Here is an 18134-nt window from a genome sequence, read left to right on the forward strand (position 1 = left end):
CTCCCGGTCGCTGTGTGGGACGACACACCGTACCCCCGCCCGGCCCCCCTCAGCCGAGGAGGACCACGTCCAGCTCCTCGCCCGGGTCGGCGCCCGTGCGGTCCTCCGGGACCACGAGCAGGCAGTCCGCGTGGGCCAGGGCGGCGATCAGGTGGGAGCCGGCGCCGCCCACGGGGGTGACGGTGCCGGACTCGGCGTCGTACGTCCCCCGGAGGTACTGGCGGCGGCCGGCCGGGGAGGTGAGCGGGGCGTCGGCCTTCAGGGTGGCGCGGACGACCGGGCGGTTCAGGTCGCCGAGGCCCATCAGGGCGCGGATCGCGGGCCGGACGAAGAGCTCGAAGGAGACGTACGAGGAGACCGGGTTGCCCGGCAGGGCGAGCAGCGGGATCTGCTCGGGGCCGATCGCGCCGAAGCCCTGCGGCTTGCCCGGCTGCATGGCCAGCTTGCGGAAGTCGACCTGTCCGTCGGCGGTCAGGGCCTCCTTCACCACGTCGTAGGCGCCGACGCTGACGCCGCCGGTGGTGACGAGCAGGTCGGCCCGGATCAGCTGGTCCTCGATGGTGGCGCGGAGCGACTCGGCGTCGTCGGCGACCGCGCCGACCCGGTAGGCCAGCGCGCCCGCGTCCCGGGCGGCGGCGGCCAGCGCGAAGCTGTTGGAGTCGTGGATCTGACCGGGGCCCAGTTCCTCGCCGGGCTGGACGAGTTCGCTGCCGGTGGAGAGGACCACCACGCGCGGGCGCGGCCGGACCCGGACCGTGCCCCGGCCGATCGCGGCGAGCAGCCCGAGCTGCGGCGGCCCGAGGACCGTCCCGGCCGCGAGGGCGAGCTCCCCGGCCCGGACGTCGCTGCCCGCCCGGCGGACATGGGCGCCGGGCTCCGCCGCGCGGTGCACCCGCACCTCGCCGGCGGCGCCCTCCGGGGCGGCGCTCGCGGCCCGCATGCCGGTGGCCGCGCCCTCGCCCGCGCCGCCGTCGGTCCACTCGACCGGGACGACGGCCTCGGCGCCGGGCGGCAGCGGGGCGCCGGTCATGATCCGGGCGGCCTGTCCGGGGCCGACCTCCGGCAGGCCGCCGGCGCCCGCGGCGACGTCGCCGACGACGGTGAGCACCGCCGGGTACTCCTCCGTCGCGCCCGCCACGTCGGCGACCCGGACCGCGTACCCGTCCATGGAGCTGTTGTCGAACGGCGGCAGCGCCGCCGGCACCGTCACGTCCTCGACCAGGACGCAGCCCTGCGCGTCGAGCAGCGGGAGCTCGATCGGGTCCAGGGGGCGGACGGTCGCCAGGATGTCGGCCAGGTGCTCGTCGACCGACCACAGGCCCGTGCGGTCCGGGCCCGCGCAGGGGTCGCCGGGCCCGTGACCGGTGCCGTGGTCCCGGGGGTCCTGGGACGGTGCCGTGTCGCTGCTCAAGGTCCTACATCTCCTCGCTGACGTATCTCCGGAGCCAGGCCCGGAAGTCCGGTCCCAGATCTTCACGTTCGCACGCGAGTCTGACAATGGCACGCAGATAGTCACCGCGGTCCCCGGTGTCATAGCGGCGGCCCTTGAAGACCACGCCGTGCACCGGACCGCCGAGCTTCTCGTCGCTCGCCAGCTTCTGCAGGGCGTCGGTCAGCTGGATCTCGCCGCCCCGGCCGGGCTCGGTCTCCCGCAGCGTCTCGAAGACCGCCGGGTCGAGCACATAGCGGCCGATGATCGCGTAGTTGCTGGGCGCCTCGGCCGGCTCCGGCTTCTCCACCAGGTCCGTCACCCGCACCACGTCGCCGTCGACGGTCGCCTCGACCGCCGCGCAGCCGTACAGGTGGATCTGCGAGGGCTCGACCTCCATCAGCGCGATGACGCTGCCGCCCTCGCGCTCCTGGACCTCGACCATCCGTGCGAGGAGGGGGTCGCGCGGGTCGATCAGGTCGTCGCCGAGGAGGACCGCGAAGGGCTGGTCGCCGACGTGCGGGGCCGCGCACAGGACCGCGTGGCCGAGGCCGCGGGGGGCGCCCTGGCGCACGTAGTGCATGGTGGCGAGGTCGTTCGACTCCTGCACCTTGGAGAGGCGCTCGCCGTCGCCCTTGCGGCTCAGGGCCTCCTCCAGCTCGTAGTTCCGGTCGAAGTGGTCCTCCAGCGGACGCTTGTTCCGACCGGTGATCATGAGCACGTCGGAAAGCCCGGCGGCGACGGCCTCCTCGACGACGTACTGGATCGCCGGCTTGTCGACGACCGGAAGCATCTCCTTCGGCGTCGCCTTCGTCGCCGGCAGGAAGCGGGTGCCGAGGCCCGCGGCCGGGATGACGGCCTTGCTGATCCGGCCGAGGCGGGGGAACGACTGATTCATGCAGGCACCTTAACCGCTAGGGAATGAGAGAAAGATGTGGCTCCGATTAACTTTCTCCCCATAAAGACTGTTACGAGAGTTTTCCAGGGATCCGCTGTGCAGAAAGAGAATCCTGAGTTGTCCGAAAAAGCCCTTCTGCGTCGCCGGCTGCTCGACGCCCGCGCCGCCCTCGCCCCCGACGCCCTCGCGGAGACGGCCCGGGCGCTGGCCGGGCACGGCCTCGAACTGCCCGAGCTGGCCGGCGCCGCCACCGTCGCCGCGTACGTCTCGGTCGGCCGCGAGCCCGGCACGCGCGTGCTGCTCGACGCCCTCCACGCGCGCGGGGTGCGGGTCCTGCTGCCGGTGCTGCTGCCCGACAACGACCTGGACTGGGCCGTGTACGAGGGCCGGGAGACGCTCGCGAAGGCCGGCCGCGGCCTGCTGGAGCCGACCGGCCCGCGGCTCGGCCCGGACGCCGTGTGCACGGCGGACGCGGTGCTGCTGCCGGGGCTCGCGGTGGACGCGCGCGGCATGCGTCTGGGCCGGGGCGGCGGCTCGTACGACCGGGTCCTCGCCCGGCTCGCCCGCGCCGGGAAGGACCCGTCCCTCGTGGTGCTCCTCTACGCCGACGAGGTGGTCGCGCGGGTCCCGGAGGAACCGCACGACCACCCCGTGCACGCGGTGGTCACCCCGGACGGGGTGACCCGTTTCGGCCGTTCCTGATCACGGCCTGAGCGTCAGCGTGTCCTTCGCCGCCGCGTCGACCGCCGCCTTGCCGTAGGCCCAGTCGTACAGCTCGCCCTTGGCCCAGGCGTCCGTCTGGTCCGTGTAGTTGTCGTGGAAGGCGTGGCCGGAGGCGCCGGTCAGGTTGATCCAGCGGGACTTGTCCCAGTCGCCGACGTTGACGACCATCCGCATCGACGGCACCCAGATGACCTCGTAGCCGCCGGCCGCGTTCCAGCCGGTCGCGTCGACCGCGGCCTCGCCGCCGCCCAGGTTCCACGGGCCGCGGTTCAGCATCTGCTGCACCACGCCGGGGCCGGCGGTGCCGAGGGTCTGGTTCTTCAGCGTCAGCTGGTGCAGCCGGCCCCAGCTCCAGGTGGAGACGTCCTTGCCGAGCTTGGCGGTCAGCTCCCAGCGGGCGTCCTTCATGGCCCGGGCGAGCAGCTGGTCACGGGTCTCGGTGGCCGGGTCGGTGCGGGTGGCGGGGGTCTTCCACCACTCGCTCTTCTCCTGCTTGAGCAGCGGGCGGACCACCTCGTACCAGCGGTCGCCGCCGTCCGGCTGGGCCGAGTCGGGGTCGCGCTCGCCGCACTCGCGGACCAGCTTGTTCTGCTCGTCGACGGGGCCGGTGGCGTCCACCGGGCGGACCATGACGCAGTCGCCCTCGGCGCGCACCTCCTTGGGCAGCTTGTCGCCGAAGGAGAGCTTGAGGACGTTGCGCCAGACCGCGTTGAAGTACGCGGCGGCGGCCGAGTCGGGCTCCTGCGTGTAGTCCCAGCCCTCCAGGAGCTTCTGCGCCTCGCGGACGTACGGGTCGGAGATGTCGACCTTCAGCAGCAGCGGGTTGAGCAGGGTGGCGATCTCGCTGCGGTTGTCGGTCTGCATGGTCCGCATGTCGTCCGGCGAGATCTTGCCGCCGTCCTTGGTCTTCGACTCGATGAGGTCGTTGATCCGCTGGCTCCGGGAGCCGTAGCCCCAGTCCTTCGTGAGCAGGTCGTCGTACTGCTCCGGGGAGATCACGGCCTGGTTGGCGGTGACGATGTAGCCGCGCTCGGGGTCGTACTCGTACGGCAGCTGCTCGAAGGGGATGTACCCCTTCCAGCGGTACGAGGAGTCCCAGCCGGGCGCGGGCAGGGTGCCGTCGCCCTTGGCGCGGCGCGGGATCTTGCCCGGGGACTGGTAGCCGATGTGGCCCTCGGTGTCGGCGTAGACGAGGTTCTGCGAGGGGACCTCGAAGTACCGGGCGGCGGCCCGGAACTCCTTGAAGTTCTGGGCGCGGTCGATCGCGAAGATCGCGTCCATCGACCTGCCGGGCTGGAGGGCGGTCCACTGGAGGGAGACGCCGTAGCCGGTGCCGCGGTCGGGGGCCGAGTTGCCGACGGGGGCCTTCTGGCCGACCTTCTCCAGTTCGGAGGAGCGGTCGGAGACCAGCGGGCCGCGGTCGGTGGAGCGGACGGTGATGGGCCGGTCCGCGCCGCCGGCGACCTTGATGATCTCCTCGCGGGTGTCGAACGGCTTGACCTTGCCGTCGACGAGGTAGCCGTCGGGGCTGATCTTCTCCAGGTAGAGGTCGGTGACGTCGGCGCCGAGGTTGGTGAGGCCCCAGGCGATGGAGTCGTTGTGGCCGATGATCACGCCGGGCATGCCGGAGAAGGTGTAGCCGGCGACGTCGTAGCGGCAGGTCGCCGAGACCGAGCGGCAGTGCAGGCCCATCTGGTACCAGAGGGACGGCAGCATCGGCGCGAGGTGCGGGTCGTTGGCGAGCAGCGGCTTGCCGGAGGTGGTGAGGTCGCCGGAGACGACCCACGAGTTGGAGCCGATGCCGTTGCCGTTGGGGCCGAGCAGCGCCGGGACGGAGTCGAGGACGTCGGAGAGGCCGGAGAGCGCGGCGAGCTGGGCGCTCGCGCCCCCGGAGCCGTCGCCGGATCCCGTACCCGCGCCGCCGTCGGACTCCTCGCCCTTGCCGGCCTTCGGGTCGAACTTCCGCGTCACCGGGTCGACCGTGCCGCGGTCGAGGATCGGCTGGTGGAGCTCATAGGGGTACTCGGGGTAGAGCTGCTTGATCTGGGCCGCGCTCAGCCGGCTGGTGAGCAGCGAGCGGTCGATCTCGTCCTGCATGTTGCCGCGCAGGTCCCAGGCCATGGCCTTGAGCCAGGCGACCGAGTCGACCGGGGTCCACGGTTCGATCGTGTACTCGTTGGTGAAGGCCAGCGCCGCGTACTCGACGGAGACGTCCTTCGGCTGCCGGTCCTTCAGATAGGCGTTGACGCCCTCCGCGTACGCCTGGAGGTACTTCTTCGTCTCCGGCGACAGGACCTTGTCGTACTCCTGCTGCGCGACCTGGCGCCAGCCGAGGGTGCGCAGGAAGGCGTCGGTGTCGACCTGGCTCTCGCCGAACATCTCGGAGAGGCGGCCGGCGGTCAGGTGCCGGCGGACGTCCATCTCGTAGAAGCGGTCCTGCGCCTGGACGTAGCCCTGCGCGCGGAAGAGGTCCGTCTCGTTGTCCGCGTAGATCTGCGGGATGCCGTGGGCGTCCCGCTTCACCTCGACGTCGCCGGAGAGCGAGTCGAGCCGGATCTCGCCGGTGGTCTGCGGGAACGAGGCCCGGACGGTGCCGACTCCCCACCAGCCGCCGAAGGCGACGGCCCCGACCAGCGCAAGGACCAGGAGCAGGACGATCAGGCGGGCGCGCCTGCCTTTCTTCTTGGCGGGGGGCGCGGTCGTGTTGGAGGGCATCGCTGTCCTTCGAGGGGCAGGGTGGTCCTGGAGTACGGGAGCAACCTTAGGCGCAGCGCCTGGGCGCCCCGGACTCGGTATCGGGCAGGAACCGCACAGTTGACCGCTCAGCTGACCGTATCGAAGGACCGGAGCGCAAAGAAGGCGTCAAGAAAGCGTTAAAGATTAGGTAAGGTAACGAAGTACCTGCGGCTGGAGGAACGATCCGGCGCGTGCGAGGGGAAGGAACGGTGCACTGACTGTCCACGAGCTCAACGAACTCCTGCTGATCAGCTCACTCGTGCTGCTGATCGCGGTCGCCGCCGTCCGGATCTCGTCCCGGAGCGGGCTCCCCAGCCTGCTGCTCTACCTCGGCATCGGGGTCGCCATCGGGCAGGACGGCATCGGCAACGTCGCCTTCGACAACGCCGAACTCACCCAGGTCATCGGCTACGCGGCCCTCGTCGTCATCCTCGCCGAGGGCGGCCTCGGCACGAAGTGGAAGGAGATCGAACCGGCCCTCCCGGCCGCGGTCGTCCTCTCCACCGTCGGCGTCGCCGTCTCCGTCGGCATCACCGCCGCCGGCGCCCACTACCTCGTCGGCCTGGAATGGCGGCAGGCGCTGATCATCGGCGCCGTCGTCTCCTCCACCGACGCCGCCGCCGTCTTCTCCGTGCTGCGCAAGGTGCCGCTGCCGTCCCGGGTCACCGGTGTGCTGGAGGCCGAGTCCGGCTTCAACGACGCCCCGGTCGTCATCCTCGTCGTCGCCTTCTCCTCCGCCGGACCCGTCGACGACTGGTACGTGCTCGTCGGGAAGATCGCCCTGGAGCTCGCCATCGGCGCCGCCGTCGGCCTCGCGGTCGGCTTCGTCGGCTCGTACGGGCTCAAGCACGTCGCCCTGCCCGCCTCCGGCCTCTACCCGATCGCCGTCATGGCCATCGCCGTCACCGCCTACGCGGCCGGCGCGATCGCCCACGGCTCCGGCTTCCTCGCCGTCTACCTGGCCTCGATGGTCCTCGGCAACGCCAAGCTGCCGCACGCCCCCGCCAACCGCGGCTTCGCCGAGGGACTCGGCTGGATCGCCCAGATCGGCATGTTCGTCCTGCTCGGACTGCTCGTCACCCCGCACGAGCTCGTCAACGACTTCTGGCCGGCCGTCGTCATCGGCCTCGTCCTCACCATGGTCGCCCGCCCCATGGAGGTCCTGGTCAGCCTGGCGCCCTTCCGCATCCCCTGGCAGGAGCAGGCCCTGATGTCCTGGGCCGGCCTGCGCGGAGCCGTCCCCATCATCCTCGCCACCATCCCGATGGTGGGGGAGATCGACGGCAGCGAGCGGATCTTCAACATCGTCTTCGTCCTGGTCGTCGTCTACACCCTCGTCCAGGGCCCGACCCTGCCCTGGCTCGCCCGGGCCCTCCGGCTCGGCGACACCGGCGAGGCCGCCGACCTCGGCGTCGAGTCCGCCCCGCTGGAGCGGCTCCGCGGCCACCTGCTGTCCGTCGCCATCCCCGAGGGCTCCCGGATGCACGGCGTCGAGGTCGCCGAGCTGCGGCTGCCCACCGGCGCCGCCGTCACCCTCGTCGTACGGGAGGACGCCAGCTTCGTCCCCGGCCCGGCGACCGTGCTCCGCAAGGGCGACGAACTGCTCGTCGTCGCCACCGATCCGGTGCGCGACGCCACCGAGCGGCGGCTGCGCGCCGTCGGCCAGGGCGGCAAGCTGGCCGGCTGGCTCGGCACCGGCGACGGGAAGGAGACGGCGGTCACGACGACCGCGACCCGCTTCCACCGGCCGGCCTCCGTGACGGGGAAGCACAAGCCACGGGAGCGTTAATCCGCGGCATTATTTCGGGGTCAGGAGCGTTCTCCCCAGTGGAATCACAGGCGGGAGACCGCTCCTCCCTGTACCATGAAGGCACACTTGATCGAACCAACTCTGCCTGACGCAGAGCTGGCGCGACCGTATGGCGGCCGGCGCCCCCTCCCGCAGTGGGGCCCTCCCGGTATCTACCGCAGTTCCGCGCATGAGGACAGCTCTCGGCGAGACCGGCACCACCGTGCCCGCGCGCTACCAGGCGGCAGAAAGGCCAGGACCGTGGAGTCCACGGTCGTCTCCGAGAAGCGGCCCGGCTACGGGCAGCTGCTGCGCACCCCCGGTGCGCTCTCCTTCCTGATCCCCGGCTTCGCCGCCCGGCAGCCGTTCGCGATGCTGACCATCGGCATCGTCCTGCTCGTCCAGCACACCACCGGCTCCTACGGCAGCGCCGGCGCCGTCGCCGCCGTCACCGGCGTCTCCATGGCGCTCTTCGCCCCGCAGAGCGGCAAGCTCGCCGACCGCTTCGGTCAGCGCGCCGTCCTGGTCCCGGGCGTCATCGTCCACGCCGCGGCCGTCTCGCTGCTCGTCGCGCTCGCGCTGGCCGGCGCCCCGCTGTGGGCGCTGTTCCTCGCCGCCGTGCCCGCCGGCGCCTCCGTCCCGCAGGTCGGCCCCATGGTCCGGGCCCGCTGGGCCGCCAAGCTCGACGGCACCCCGCTGATGCCGACCGCCGCGGCCTTCGAGTCCGTCACCGACGAGTTCACCTTCGTCGTCGGACCGGTCCTCGCCACCGCCCTGTGCACCGGCGTCCACCCGGCCGCCGGCCTCATCACCGAAGCCGCCCTCACCCTCTTCGGCGGCCTCTTCTTCGCCGCCCAGCGCGCCACCCAGCCGCCGCACGGCATGCTCGCCGCCGCCGCCCACGGCGACGCCGAGCCGCACCGCTCCGCGCTCTCCGTCCCCGGCGTCCGCGTCCTGATCGTCGCCTTCCTCGGCATCGGCGCCGTCTTCGGCGGCATGCAGGTCTCGCTCACCGCCTTCACCGAGGAGATCGGCAACCCCGGCGCCAACGGCCTGCTCTACGGGGTCTTCGCCGCCGGCAACATGCTCGCCGGCATCGCCATGGGCGCCATCGCCTGGAAGACCGGCCCCCGCCGCCGCCTGATCCTCGGCTACACCGGCCTCACCCTCGCCGCGTCCCTGCTGTGGACCGCGCACTCGGTGCTGCTGCTCGGCGCCCTCGGCCTCGTCGTCGGCCTGTGCATCGCCCCGGCCCTGATCACCGGCTACACCATCGTCGAGACCCTGATCCCGGCCTCCGCCCGGACCGAGGCGTTCACCTGGCTCACCGGAGCCGTCGCCCTCGGCCAGGCCCTGGCCGTCACGGTCGCCGGCCGGCTGGCCGACGCCCACGGCTCCACCGCCGGATTCCTCGTCCCGGCCGCGGGCACCGCGCTCGCCTTCGTGACGCTCGTCGCCCTGCGCGGACAGCTCAAGCCGCGGCCGGCCAACCGGATCACGACCCGGGTCGCGGCACGTGGTGTCGGTCACCGCGTGCCGGTGGCGGTGGACTGAACCGACGGAATACGTCACTATGGATCGTCGTTAGCACTCGATGAGTGTGAGTGCCAGGAGGAAGACTAGTGCCGACCTACCAGTACCAGTGCACCGAGTGTGGCGAGGGCCTTGAGGCGGTCCAGAAGTTCACGGACGACGCGCTGACCGAGTGCCCCGCCTGCCACGGCCGCCTCAAGAAGGTGTTCTCGGCCGTCGGCATCGTCTTCAAGGGCTCCGGCTTCTACCGGAACGACAGCCGCGGCTCCTCGTCCAGCAGCTCCCCGGCCACGAAGAGCTCGACGTCCTCCACGACGTCCACCTCCTCGGCCTCGACCGACGCGAAGCCGGCCTCGACGACGTCCACCTCGACGTCCTCGTCGTCCTCGACCCCGGCCGCCTGAGCCCCACCCCGCAGCACCGCCCCGGCCCCGGCCCCCACGGGGGGACCCGGGGCCCCGGCATGTCCGGAACCACCCGGCCCGGCTCCCCGCCCCGGGCCTCGGCATGTCCCGGACCACCCGGCCCGGCACCCCGGCCTCGGGCCCCGGCATGTCCGGAACCCTCCGCCGGGGCCGGAGCCCCTGCGTAGGGTGACGGGCATGGTGACCACCCCGTCCAGCGACGCAGCCCACGACACGTACGCCGAGATCGGCGTGATCGGCGGATCCGGCTTCTACTCCTTCCTCGACGACGTCCGCGAGGTCCCCGTCACCACCCCCTACGGCGACCCCAGTGACTCCCTCTTCCTCGGCGAGGTCGCCGGCCGCCGGGTCGCCTTCCTCCCCCGCCACGGCCGCGACCACCGCATCCCCCCGCACCGGATCGACTACCGCGCCAACCTCTGGGCCCTCCGCTCCCTCGGCGTCCGCCAGGTCCTCGGCCCCTGCGCCGTCGGCGGACTGCGCCCCGAGTACGGCCCCGGCACCCTCCTCGTCCCCGACCAGCTGATCGACCGGACCAAGAACCGCGCCCAGACCTACTTCGACGGCGAACCGCGCCCCGACGGCGCCGTCCCCCGGGTCGTCCACATCTCCTTCGCCGACCCCTACTGCCCCGACGGACGGCAGGCCGCGATCAAGGCCGCCCGCGGCCGGGACTGGCAGGCCGTGGACGGCGGCACCCTCGTCGTCGTCGAGGGCCCCCGCTTCTCCACCCGCGCCGAATCCCGCTGGCACGCCGCCAACGGCTGGTCCGTCGTCGGCATGACCGGCCACCCCGAAGCCGTCCTCGCCCGCGAACTCGGCCTCTGCTACACCTCCCTCACCCTCGTCACCGACCTCGACGCCGGCACCGAGACCGGCGAGGGCGTCTCCCACACCGAGGTCCTCCGCGTCTTCGGCCAGAACATCGGCCGGCTCCGCGACGTCCTCTTCGACACCATCGCCGCCCTCCCGGCCACCGCCGACCGCGACTGTCTCTGCACCCATGCCCACGACGGCTGGGACCTCGGCATCGAACTCCCGTGAATCTCGTCAAACCCCTCGCCGGGGTGGCCGAGTTGTCCACAGGCAGTGGACTGTCCACAGGCCGGAGCGGGACGGCGAGGCGAGCGGGACAGTGAGCGCATGCACACGAACCCGAGCACGAACACACCGCTCACATCCGTCCCCGCCCACGTCTCCGTCCCCGCCCACGTCTCCGCCCACGTCCCCGCCCACGTCTCCGTCCCCGCCTTCCGCGAGGTGCCGGGCTTCGCGCCGCTGCGGGTCCGCGGCGGCCGGCTCCGGCCCCGGCTGCGCCGCGCGCCCGGCGCGCTCCTCGTCCTGACGGCCGCCGCGCTCGCCCTCACCGCCGCCCGGCCCGGCCCGCCCGCCCCACCCGGCGGGTACGACCCCGGGCCCCGCACCCTCGCCGCCCCCGCGGCCCGCTCCCCCGCCCCCGTCCGGCTCGTCTCCGCGCCGGTACGGATCGCGGACGCCGACGCGGTACGACTCCTGCGCGCCGGCGACCGCGTCGACGTCATCGCCGCGCCGGCCGTCAACTCCCCGCTCGGAGAAGGTGACAGCACGGTCCGGGTGGTGGCCCGCGCCGCCCGAGTGGCCGAAGTCCCGCCCCCGGGTGAGACTCGTTCGGACGGAGGGGCGTTGATCGTCCTGACCGTGCCCCGGACGACCGCGACCGAGCTGGCGAGTGCCGGTGTCACCTCCCAACTGGCGGTGACAATGTGCTGATTCGCACTGACTGCCTGTCAAGTCACCGTCCCGTGTGTACGGATTGGACGGCTCTGCGCCCTTCACGGCCTAATGGCTGCGCACACAGCAGCACATCCGAAGAAAGGCACCTTGGTGGCCGAGAAGAAGGAAAGCGTGATGGCGGGCTTCAAAGCCTTCCTGATGCGCGGGAACGTGATCGACCTCGCGGTGGCGGTCGTCATCGGCGCCGCGTTCACCAACATCGTGAACTCGGTGGTCAAGGGCATCATCAACCCCATCGTGGGCGCCTTCGGCACGAAGGACCTGGAGAGCTACGCGAGCTGCCTCAAGGACCCCTGCCGGGTCGTCGACGGCGAAATGCAGGGCATCCAGCTCCAGTGGGGCCTGGTGCTGAGCGCGATCCTCAGCTTCCTCATCACCGCCGCCGTCGTCTACTTCCTGATGGTCCTGCCGATGGCCAAGGTCCTCGCCAAGCGCGCCGCGCACGACAGGGCGAAGGAGAGCGTCGGGGAGGTCATGGAGGTCAGCGAGCTGGAGGTGCTCAAGGAGATCCGCGACCACCTGGTCGCGCAGCGCGGCGGCTCCGGCAGCAGCACGGGCACGCACTCCACCTCCTGACCGGAGGGACGCTCCGGGGTCAGAGGTGGTGCGGCGGCTTCTCGTCCAGGAAGCGCGCGAGGTCGGCGGCGCTGCCGCCGGTCGGAGGCCGCTCACCCCACCCGCGGTCCGTGTCGTCCGCGGACTGCGCGTCCAGCGGATCGTCGAAGACGATCACCGGCTTCGGAGCGTTCTCGGAATTCGGCCGAATGCCGTTCGGCTTCGCGTCTCGCGGTCCGTGGGCGGGGGCGGTGCTCATGTCTTCAGGGTACGCCCGCTCCCCCGCCCCGGACCCGCCTGATCAGCGGTCCTTCGGGTCCAGCGCCCACAGGCCCAGGACCACCAGGAACGACAGGACGAGGAACCCCGCGCCCCACCACGCGGTGCCGGTGTCGCCGGACATCCACTCGTCCACCACGATGGTCAGCCCCCAGAGCTGGCCGATCACCACCGTGAGCGCCAGCGCCAGCCGCGCCGACAGCTTCGACGAGCGCTCCGGTTCCTGCTCCGTGCCCGCCCCGGGCCCCGGACCCGTGTGCCGGATCCGCGGGTCGCCGTACCCGCTGGTGGGCCGGATCTGCGGATACCGCTCGTGGACCGGCCGGTTCAGCCGCGGCTGCGCGCTGCCCGGACGGTACGACGGCGGCCGGTCCGGCGGCGGGGTGCCCGACGGGCGCGGAGCCTCCGGGTCCTGGGGGAAGGGACTCTCCGTCACGTGCGCTCACTCCTCTCCGGGCCGGACTGCTGCCGGTCGCGGCACAGCCGCAACGCGTCCCCCTGCTGGCGGCACAGACCCTCCTCCAGGCTCTCGCCGGAGCGGGCGGTACCGATGGCCCAGACACTGCCGTCGACCTGCTCGATCAGGATCACCTTCGGCAGGCCGCGCGGCGGCGGGCCGGCCGTGACCTCTCCCGTACGGGCGTCGAAGACACCCTCGTGGCACGGGCAGTACAGCTCGCCCTCGCTGCCCCGGTCCTGGCGCCACAGGACGGCGCAGGCCAGGTGGGTGCAGACGGCCGAGTAGCCGGTGAGGGTGCCGTCCTCCATGCGGATCGCGATGGCCCGGTCCTCGTCGCCGGGGTAGCGGAAGGCGAGGGACTCGCCGGGCAGGATCCGGTCCGCGATCCTCTTCGGCTCGGGCGGGCCGTCACTGTCGCCGTGCCGGTGCAGGATGCCGGAGGCGACGGCGACACCGCCGACGGCGAGACCGCCGGAGACGGTGGCGACGATCCGCAGGTAGTCCCGGCGGGTGGTGAGGGAGTCGGCGGCGATCCGGTCGCGGAGCGCCTCCTGCGCCGCGTCGGCGCCGGCCTCCGGCGCGGGCGGCTGCGGGTCCGTGACGCTCATCGGACGTCCCTTCCGTTGATCTCGACGACGGGCAGACCGCCGGGGACGGGCCACTGCACCTTGTCGGCGGGCACGACCATCGCCACACCGGTGGTGACGGTGGTGCTGCCGAAGGTGAACGAGTCGGCGACCTGGACGCCGGGGCGCTCGGCGCGGAGCTCGTCGATGGTGCCGTAGAAGAGGGCGCCGGTCGGGCAGACGGTCGCGCACATGGGGGCGAGGCCGTAGGCGGTGCGGTCGTAGCAGAGGTTGCACTTCATCTGCAGCTTCGCCTGGAGGTCGATCTTCGGCACGCCGAAGGGGCAGGCGTTGACGCAGTTGGCGCAGCCGATGCAGCGGGTGGTGTCGGCCTGCTGCACCACCCCGTCGGCGGTCACCAGGATCGCGTCGGCGGGACAGACCTCGGCGCACGGGGCGACGGGGTCCTCGCAGTGCATGCAGACGGTGGGAAGGGAGGCGACGGAGTGACCTTCGTCGGGGTAGTCGAGGTGGATCATCGACTTGCCGCGGTGCGAGTCGCATTCGCGGCAGGCGGAGACGCATGCCTGGCAGCCGATGCAGCGGCCCGGGTCGATGAAGATCGTGCGGCCCATCATGTGCGGTCAGCTCCTCTCCGCGGTGCCCCGGCCCTGCGGGGACGTGGGCGGCAGGGGGTCGGTGCGGGAGACCTGGGTCTCGGGGTAGGCGGGCCGGCCGGGGGCGGTCGGCGGCGCGGGCACCTCGTCGACGCGTTCGGCGGCCTCGATGCGGGCCGCGCAGACCTTGTACTCGGGGATCTTCGACCGCGGGTCGAGGGCGTCGACGGTGAGGGCGTTCGCCGCGGTGGGGACGGGCCAGTGGTAGGGGACGAAGACGGTGTCGGGCCGGATGGCCTCGGTGACCAGGGCGGGGAAGACCTCGCTGCCGCGGCGGGTGACGACCCGGACCGGGTCGCCGTTGCGGAAGCCGTGCGAGGGATGGACCTCGACCCACGGGCGGGGGGTCTGCTCGACGAGGGCGCCGAGCCGGCGGGTCTGGTTGCCGGACAGGAAGTGGGCGACGGTGCGGCCGGTGGTCAGCGACAGCGGGTACTCCTCGCTGTACGGGTCCATCGGCGGGTGCCACTCGACGACCTGCAGGTGGATCCTGCCGTCGGGGTGGTAGGTGCGCCCGTCCTCGAAGAGGCGGGGGGTGCCCGGGTGCTCGGTGGTCGGGCAGGGCCAGGCGATGCCGCCGGTCTCCTCCAGGCGCTCGTAGGTGATGCCGTAGTAGTCGTTGACGGTGCCGGCGGAGGCGATCCGCAGCTCCTCGAAGACGGAGCGGGAGTCGGGGAAGGCGAACTTGTCGCCGGCACCGAGCCGCTTGGCCAGCTCGCAGATCACCCAGGTGTCGGTGCGGACGCCGGCCGGGGGCTCCTGGGCCTTGTTGTGCTTGACGACACGGGCCTCGGCGTTGGCCATGACGCCCTCGTCCTCGGCCCACACGGTGACCGGGAAGACGACGTGCGCGTTGGCGGCGGTCTCGGAGAGGAAGAAGTCGAACTGGGCGTGGAACTGCAGGGTGTCGTACCCCTCCTTGACCGTGGCGTAGTTCGGCAGGGAGACGAAGGGGTTGTTGCAGATGCCGATGAGGCCGCGGATCTCGGCGCGCTGCATCTGCCAGACCATCTCCATCATGGAGGTGCCGGCGGGCGGGAGCTCGGACTCCTCGATGCCCCAGATCTCGCAGATCTGACGGCGGTGCTCCGGGTCGGAGATGGAGCGCCCGCCGGGGAGGAGGTCGGACTTCTGGCCGTGCTCGCGGCCGCCCTGCCCGTTGCCCTGGCCGGTGATGGTGCCGTAGCCGGCGCCGGGCCTGCCGATGTTCCCGGTGGCGACGCAGAGGTTGATGATGGTGAGGCAGTTCTCGACGCCCTGGGAGTGGTGCTCGACACCGCGGGCGTGCCAGGCCATGGCCTTGTCCGCGCCGGCGAACATGCGGGCGACCTGGACGATCTGCTCCTCGGGGACGCCGCAGATCTGCGCGGAGCGGGACGGCGGGTACTCGGCGACGGTGGCTCTGACCTCGTCCCAGCCGGTGGTGTGGGCGGCGAGGTACGCCTCGTCGGTGAGACCCTCGGCGACGATGACGTGCAGCACGGCGTTGAAGAAGGCCGAGTCGGTGCCGGGCTTGAGGGCGACGTGGACGTCGGCGGTGCGGGCGACGGCGGTCTGCCGGGGGTCGACCACGATGAGGGAGGCGCCGCGGTCACGGGCCCCCCACAGGTACTGGGTCATCACCGGGAAGCACTCGCCGACGTTGGAGCCGGCGATGAGGAGGCAGTCGGTGAGGAGGATGTCGGAGAAGGGGTTGCCGGCCCGGTCGATGCCGAAGGCGAGCTTGTTGGCTCCGGCGGCGGAGACCATGCAGAGGCGCCCGTTGTAGTCGACGTGCCTGGTCCTGAGGGCGACCCGGGCGAACTTCCCGACCAGGTACGTCTTCTCGGAGTACAGGCTCGCACCGCCGAGCAGCCCGAAGGCGTCGTTGCCGTACTCGCCCTGGATGCGGCGGATCTCGGCGACGGTGTGGTCGAGCGCGTCCTCCCAGCTGACCTCGCGGAACGGCTCGTCGCGGTTGCGCCGCATCAGCGGGGCGGTGAGCCGGTCGGGGTGGTTGACCTGCTGGTAGGCGTTGATGCCCTTGGGGCAGAGCCGCATCCGGTTGATGTCGTGGTTGCGGGGTTCGACCCCGAAGACCTTGCCGGCCCGGTCCACCCGCAGGTACATGCCGCACTGCACCCCGCAGAAGCAGCAGTGGGTGGGGACGAGCGTCTCCTCGTTCTGGTCGGCATGCCATCGGTCGGCGGGGATCCCGCCGGCGTCCCGGAAGTTGCGCGTCCCGGGCGGGGCGACGGAGGGGTCGAGCGGCAGCGCACGGGGAGGGTCGGTCGCGGTCACTTACTGGAAGCCCTTCTTGACGTGGGTGAGGTAGGCGTTGCCGCGGAGGACGCGCTTGCAGCGGGGGCAGTACTCGGCCCACTCGTCGAAGTCGAGCTTGAGGTCCTTCATGGTGCCGCGCAGGTTGTCGACGTAGTCGGGGGTGTCGATGGGCTCGTGGCAGCGGCGGCAGGTCTGGAGCTCCTCGTCCTTGCGGCGGGAGGTGTACTTGAAGAGCTGCATGCCGACGGCGGCGGGCCGCTGGACGATGTGGAAGAACTTCCCGAAGGGGATGTAGATGAGCGTGAAGACGACCGAGACCATGTGGAGGATCGCCAGGAACTCGTAGCCGCCGCCGTGCAGGAAGATCGACGAGAAGGTGAGCAGCAGGCCGGTGACCGAGATGACGATGAGGGCGAGCAGCGGGATCAGGTCGTAGGCGAACCGCTGGCCGGTGATGGCGCCGCGGTCCTTCATGCGCCGCCACAGGAAGTAGGAGGCGCCGGCGATGACGAGGACGGCGGCGATGTCCAGGCCGTGGAACATGAGCCAGCCGACGAGGTTCAGCGAGTCGAAGCCGAGGACCTTGAAGCCCCAGATCCGCATCTCGTAGCCGGGGCCGTCGCCGGTGCCGGACGTGAAGGTGAACCAGCCCCAGGTGAGGGGGAAGGTGATGAGCGCGGCGAGGACGCAGCCCCAGAAGAGGAGCTGGTGGGCGGCCCAGCGGGCGTGCGAGCGGGCGCCGAGGAACTTCTGGAAGCCGAGATAGGTGGCGATCATCTTCGGCAGGGCGGTGGGGGCCCTGCGGAAGTTCGCGGTGGAGAAGAAGGAGCCCCAGCCCTGGCGGAAGAGGCGCCGGGCGCCGGGGGCGGAGATCCAGACGGTGTAGCGGTAGGCGACGCCGAAGGCGAGGAAGACGGTGGCGACGGCATAGGGCAGCAGGGCCGAGTCGAAGTCGCGGAGCAGCCGGCTGCCGAAGACGATCGCGAGGATCAGGAGGACGGAGACGGCCGTGCCGGCGAGGACGGCGCGGCGGCGGACGGCGGCGGGTGTCTGGGGCGCGCGGCCGTCCGGGACCGGGGCGGGCGCCTCCGGCTCGGGAGTGGTCGGCTCGGCTGTCTGCGGTGGCTCGGTCACGGGGCCACGGTAGGACGTATGTACCCTTTGGGCCCGTTTTGACCCCCTGGAGGGTGAACGCGTCGCCCGGCGCCCTCAGACCGCGTTCAGGCCGTGGGCGCGGAAGACCTCGCGGACGGAGGCGACCTGCTCGGGGGTGGGCGACGGGGTGTCGTGGAGGGTGAACGGCATGTCCAGTGCCTGCCACTTGGCCTCGCCCAGCTTGTGGAAGGGGAGGACGTCGACGCGGGAGACGTTGCCGAGGCCGCCGGCGAAGGCGGCGACGCCCTCGACGTTGGCGGGGTCGTCGGTGAGGCCGGGCACGAGCACGAAGCGGACGTGGACGTCCTGGCCGAGGCCGGCGAGGCGGCGGGCGAAGTCCAGGGTCGGCTTCAGCGGCCGGCCGGTGACCTTCCGGTAGGTCTCCGGGTCCCAGGACTTGATGTCGAGGAGGACGAGGTCGGTGTCGCGGAGCAGGGCGTCGGTGGCGCGGACGCCGAGGAAACCGGAGGTGTCGAGGGCGGTGTGCAGACCGAGCTCGTGCTTCATGCGGTGCAGCAGCTCGCCGGTGAAGACGGGCTGGAGCAGCGGCTCACCGCCCGAGACGGTGGCGCCGCCGCCGGACGCGGCGATGAAGCGGACGTACTTGGACGCCTCGGCGATCACGTCGTCGGCGGAGGTCCGCCTGCCGTTCCGCATCCTCCAGGTGTCCGGGTTGTGGCAGTAGAGGCAGGTCAGCGGGCAGCCGGAGAGAAAGGTGACGAAGCGGGTGCCGGGCCCGTCGACCCCCGTGGACAGGTCCCACGAGTGCACCGACCCCTCGGACGGGCGATGGGTCGCGGCCGCGGCGAGCGTCACGGGGCTGGTGGCGAGGCTGGTCATGGCAGGACCTCCTGAGGGAGGGGTGGGGTGGGTG

The 18134-nt window shown here is 72.0% G+C and carries 17 protein-coding genes; 7 read left to right on the plus strand and 10 right to left on the minus strand.

Annotated elements, in window-relative coordinates; all coding sequences use genetic code 11:
• Positions 1-49: 49 nt before the first annotated feature.
• Both glp and galU read right to left on the minus strand, forming a co-directional pair.
• Positions 50-1411, minus strand: coding sequence for a gephyrin-like molybdotransferase Glp (gene glp, locus IF73_RS0113970; RefSeq protein ID WP_051716763.1), 1362 nt, complete (start codon positions 1409-1411; stop codon positions 50-52).
• A 4-nt stretch (positions 1412-1415) separates the two neighbouring features.
• Positions 1416-2327, minus strand: a complete 912-nt coding sequence (galU, locus tag IF73_RS0113975; protein ID WP_031007337.1) for a UTP--glucose-1-phosphate uridylyltransferase GalU — start codon at positions 2325-2327, stop codon at positions 1416-1418.
• Between the two features lie 117 nt (positions 2328-2444).
• Here galU and IF73_RS0113980 point away from each other — a divergent pair, with 117 nt between their 5' ends.
• Complete coding sequence (locus IF73_RS0113980; protein ID WP_031007339.1) at positions 2445-3029, plus strand: 5-formyltetrahydrofolate cyclo-ligase; 585 nt, start codon at positions 2445-2447, stop codon at positions 3027-3029.
• On the opposite strand, the gene IF73_RS0113985 is transcribed toward IF73_RS0113980, so the two are convergent.
• Positions 3030-5765, minus strand: a complete 2736-nt coding sequence (locus tag IF73_RS0113985) for a penicillin acylase family protein (protein ID WP_031007342.1) — start codon at positions 5763-5765, stop codon at positions 3030-3032.
• Between the two features lie 280 nt (positions 5766-6045).
• Between IF73_RS0113985 and IF73_RS0113990 the strand changes: the two genes are divergently transcribed.
• The 6 genes from IF73_RS0113990 to mscL all read left to right on the plus strand — a co-directional run bounded on the left by IF73_RS0113990 (position 6046) and on the right by mscL (position 11882).
• Entirely contained in the window at positions 6046-7575 is a 1530-nt protein-coding gene (locus tag IF73_RS0113990) for a potassium/proton antiporter (protein ID WP_037879145.1), read from the plus strand.
• 261 nt (positions 7576-7836) lie between these two features.
• A complete protein-coding gene (locus IF73_RS0113995) occupies positions 7837-9129 on the plus strand; it encodes an MFS transporter (RefSeq protein ID WP_031007346.1) in 1293 nt (430 codons plus the stop codon).
• Between the two features lie 68 nt (positions 9130-9197).
• Positions 9198-9512: an FmdB family zinc ribbon protein gene (locus IF73_RS39500; RefSeq protein WP_078868051.1), complete on the plus strand. Its 315-nt coding sequence runs from the start codon at positions 9198-9200 to the stop codon at positions 9510-9512.
• 198 nt (positions 9513-9710) lie between these two features.
• Positions 9711-10577 carry an S-methyl-5'-thioadenosine phosphorylase gene (locus IF73_RS0114005; protein WP_031007350.1) on the plus strand — a complete coding sequence of 289 codons (867 nt, stop codon included), beginning with the start codon at positions 9711-9713 and terminating at the stop codon, positions 10575-10577.
• 99 nt (positions 10578-10676) lie between these two features.
• Positions 10677-11282 (plus strand): hypothetical protein, encoded by a 606-nt coding sequence (locus IF73_RS0114010; RefSeq protein WP_078868052.1) that lies wholly within the window; start codon positions 10677-10679, stop codon positions 11280-11282.
• 138 nt (positions 11283-11420) lie between these two features.
• Positions 11421-11882 (plus strand): large conductance mechanosensitive channel protein MscL, encoded by a 462-nt coding sequence (mscL, locus tag IF73_RS0114015; RefSeq protein ID WP_031007355.1) that lies wholly within the window; start codon positions 11421-11423, stop codon positions 11880-11882.
• Positions 11883-11901: 19 nt separating this feature from the next.
• Here mscL and IF73_RS0114020 read toward each other — a convergent pair whose 3' ends face one another.
• The 7 genes from IF73_RS0114020 to pflA form a co-directional block, all read right to left on the minus strand.
• Positions 11902-12120 carry a hypothetical protein gene (locus IF73_RS0114020; protein ID WP_031007358.1) on the minus strand — a complete coding sequence of 73 codons (219 nt, stop codon included), beginning with the start codon at positions 12118-12120 and terminating at the stop codon, positions 11902-11904.
• A 42-nt stretch (positions 12121-12162) separates the two neighbouring features.
• Entirely contained in the window at positions 12163-12576 is a 414-nt protein-coding gene (locus tag IF73_RS0114025; RefSeq protein WP_031007360.1) for a hypothetical protein, read from the minus strand.
• Complete coding sequence (locus IF73_RS0114030) at positions 12573-13208, minus strand: ubiquinol-cytochrome c reductase iron-sulfur subunit (protein WP_031007362.1); 636 nt, start codon at positions 13206-13208, stop codon at positions 12573-12575. The genes IF73_RS0114025 and IF73_RS0114030 overlap by 4 nt, the downstream gene beginning before the upstream one ends.
• On the minus strand, positions 13205-13804 hold the full coding sequence (locus tag IF73_RS0114035) for a 4Fe-4S dicluster domain-containing protein (RefSeq protein WP_031007364.1): 600 nt from the start codon (positions 13802-13804) through the stop codon (positions 13205-13207). The genes IF73_RS0114030 and IF73_RS0114035 overlap by 4 nt, the downstream gene beginning before the upstream one ends.
• Positions 13805-13810: 6 nt before the next feature.
• Complete coding sequence (locus IF73_RS0114040) at positions 13811-16123, minus strand: molybdopterin oxidoreductase family protein (protein ID WP_031007366.1); 2313 nt, start codon at positions 16121-16123, stop codon at positions 13811-13813.
• The gene (locus IF73_RS0114045; protein WP_031007369.1) at positions 16124-17239 is read right to left on the minus strand and encodes a TMEM165/GDT1 family protein; all 1116 of its coding nucleotides are present in this window, start codon (positions 17237-17239) and stop codon (positions 16124-16126) included.
• A gap of 75 nt (positions 17240-17314) precedes the next feature.
• Complete coding sequence (pflA, locus tag IF73_RS0114050) at positions 17315-18100, minus strand: pyruvate formate-lyase-activating protein (RefSeq protein ID WP_031007371.1); 786 nt, start codon at positions 18098-18100, stop codon at positions 17315-17317.
• Positions 18101-18134 lie beyond the last annotated feature (34 nt).

Origin of the sequence: Streptomyces sp. NRRL F-5727, assembly GCF_000719555.1 — a bacterium.
In the GTDB taxonomy this organism is placed as follows: domain Bacteria; phylum Actinomycetota; class Actinomycetes; order Streptomycetales; family Streptomycetaceae; genus Streptomyces.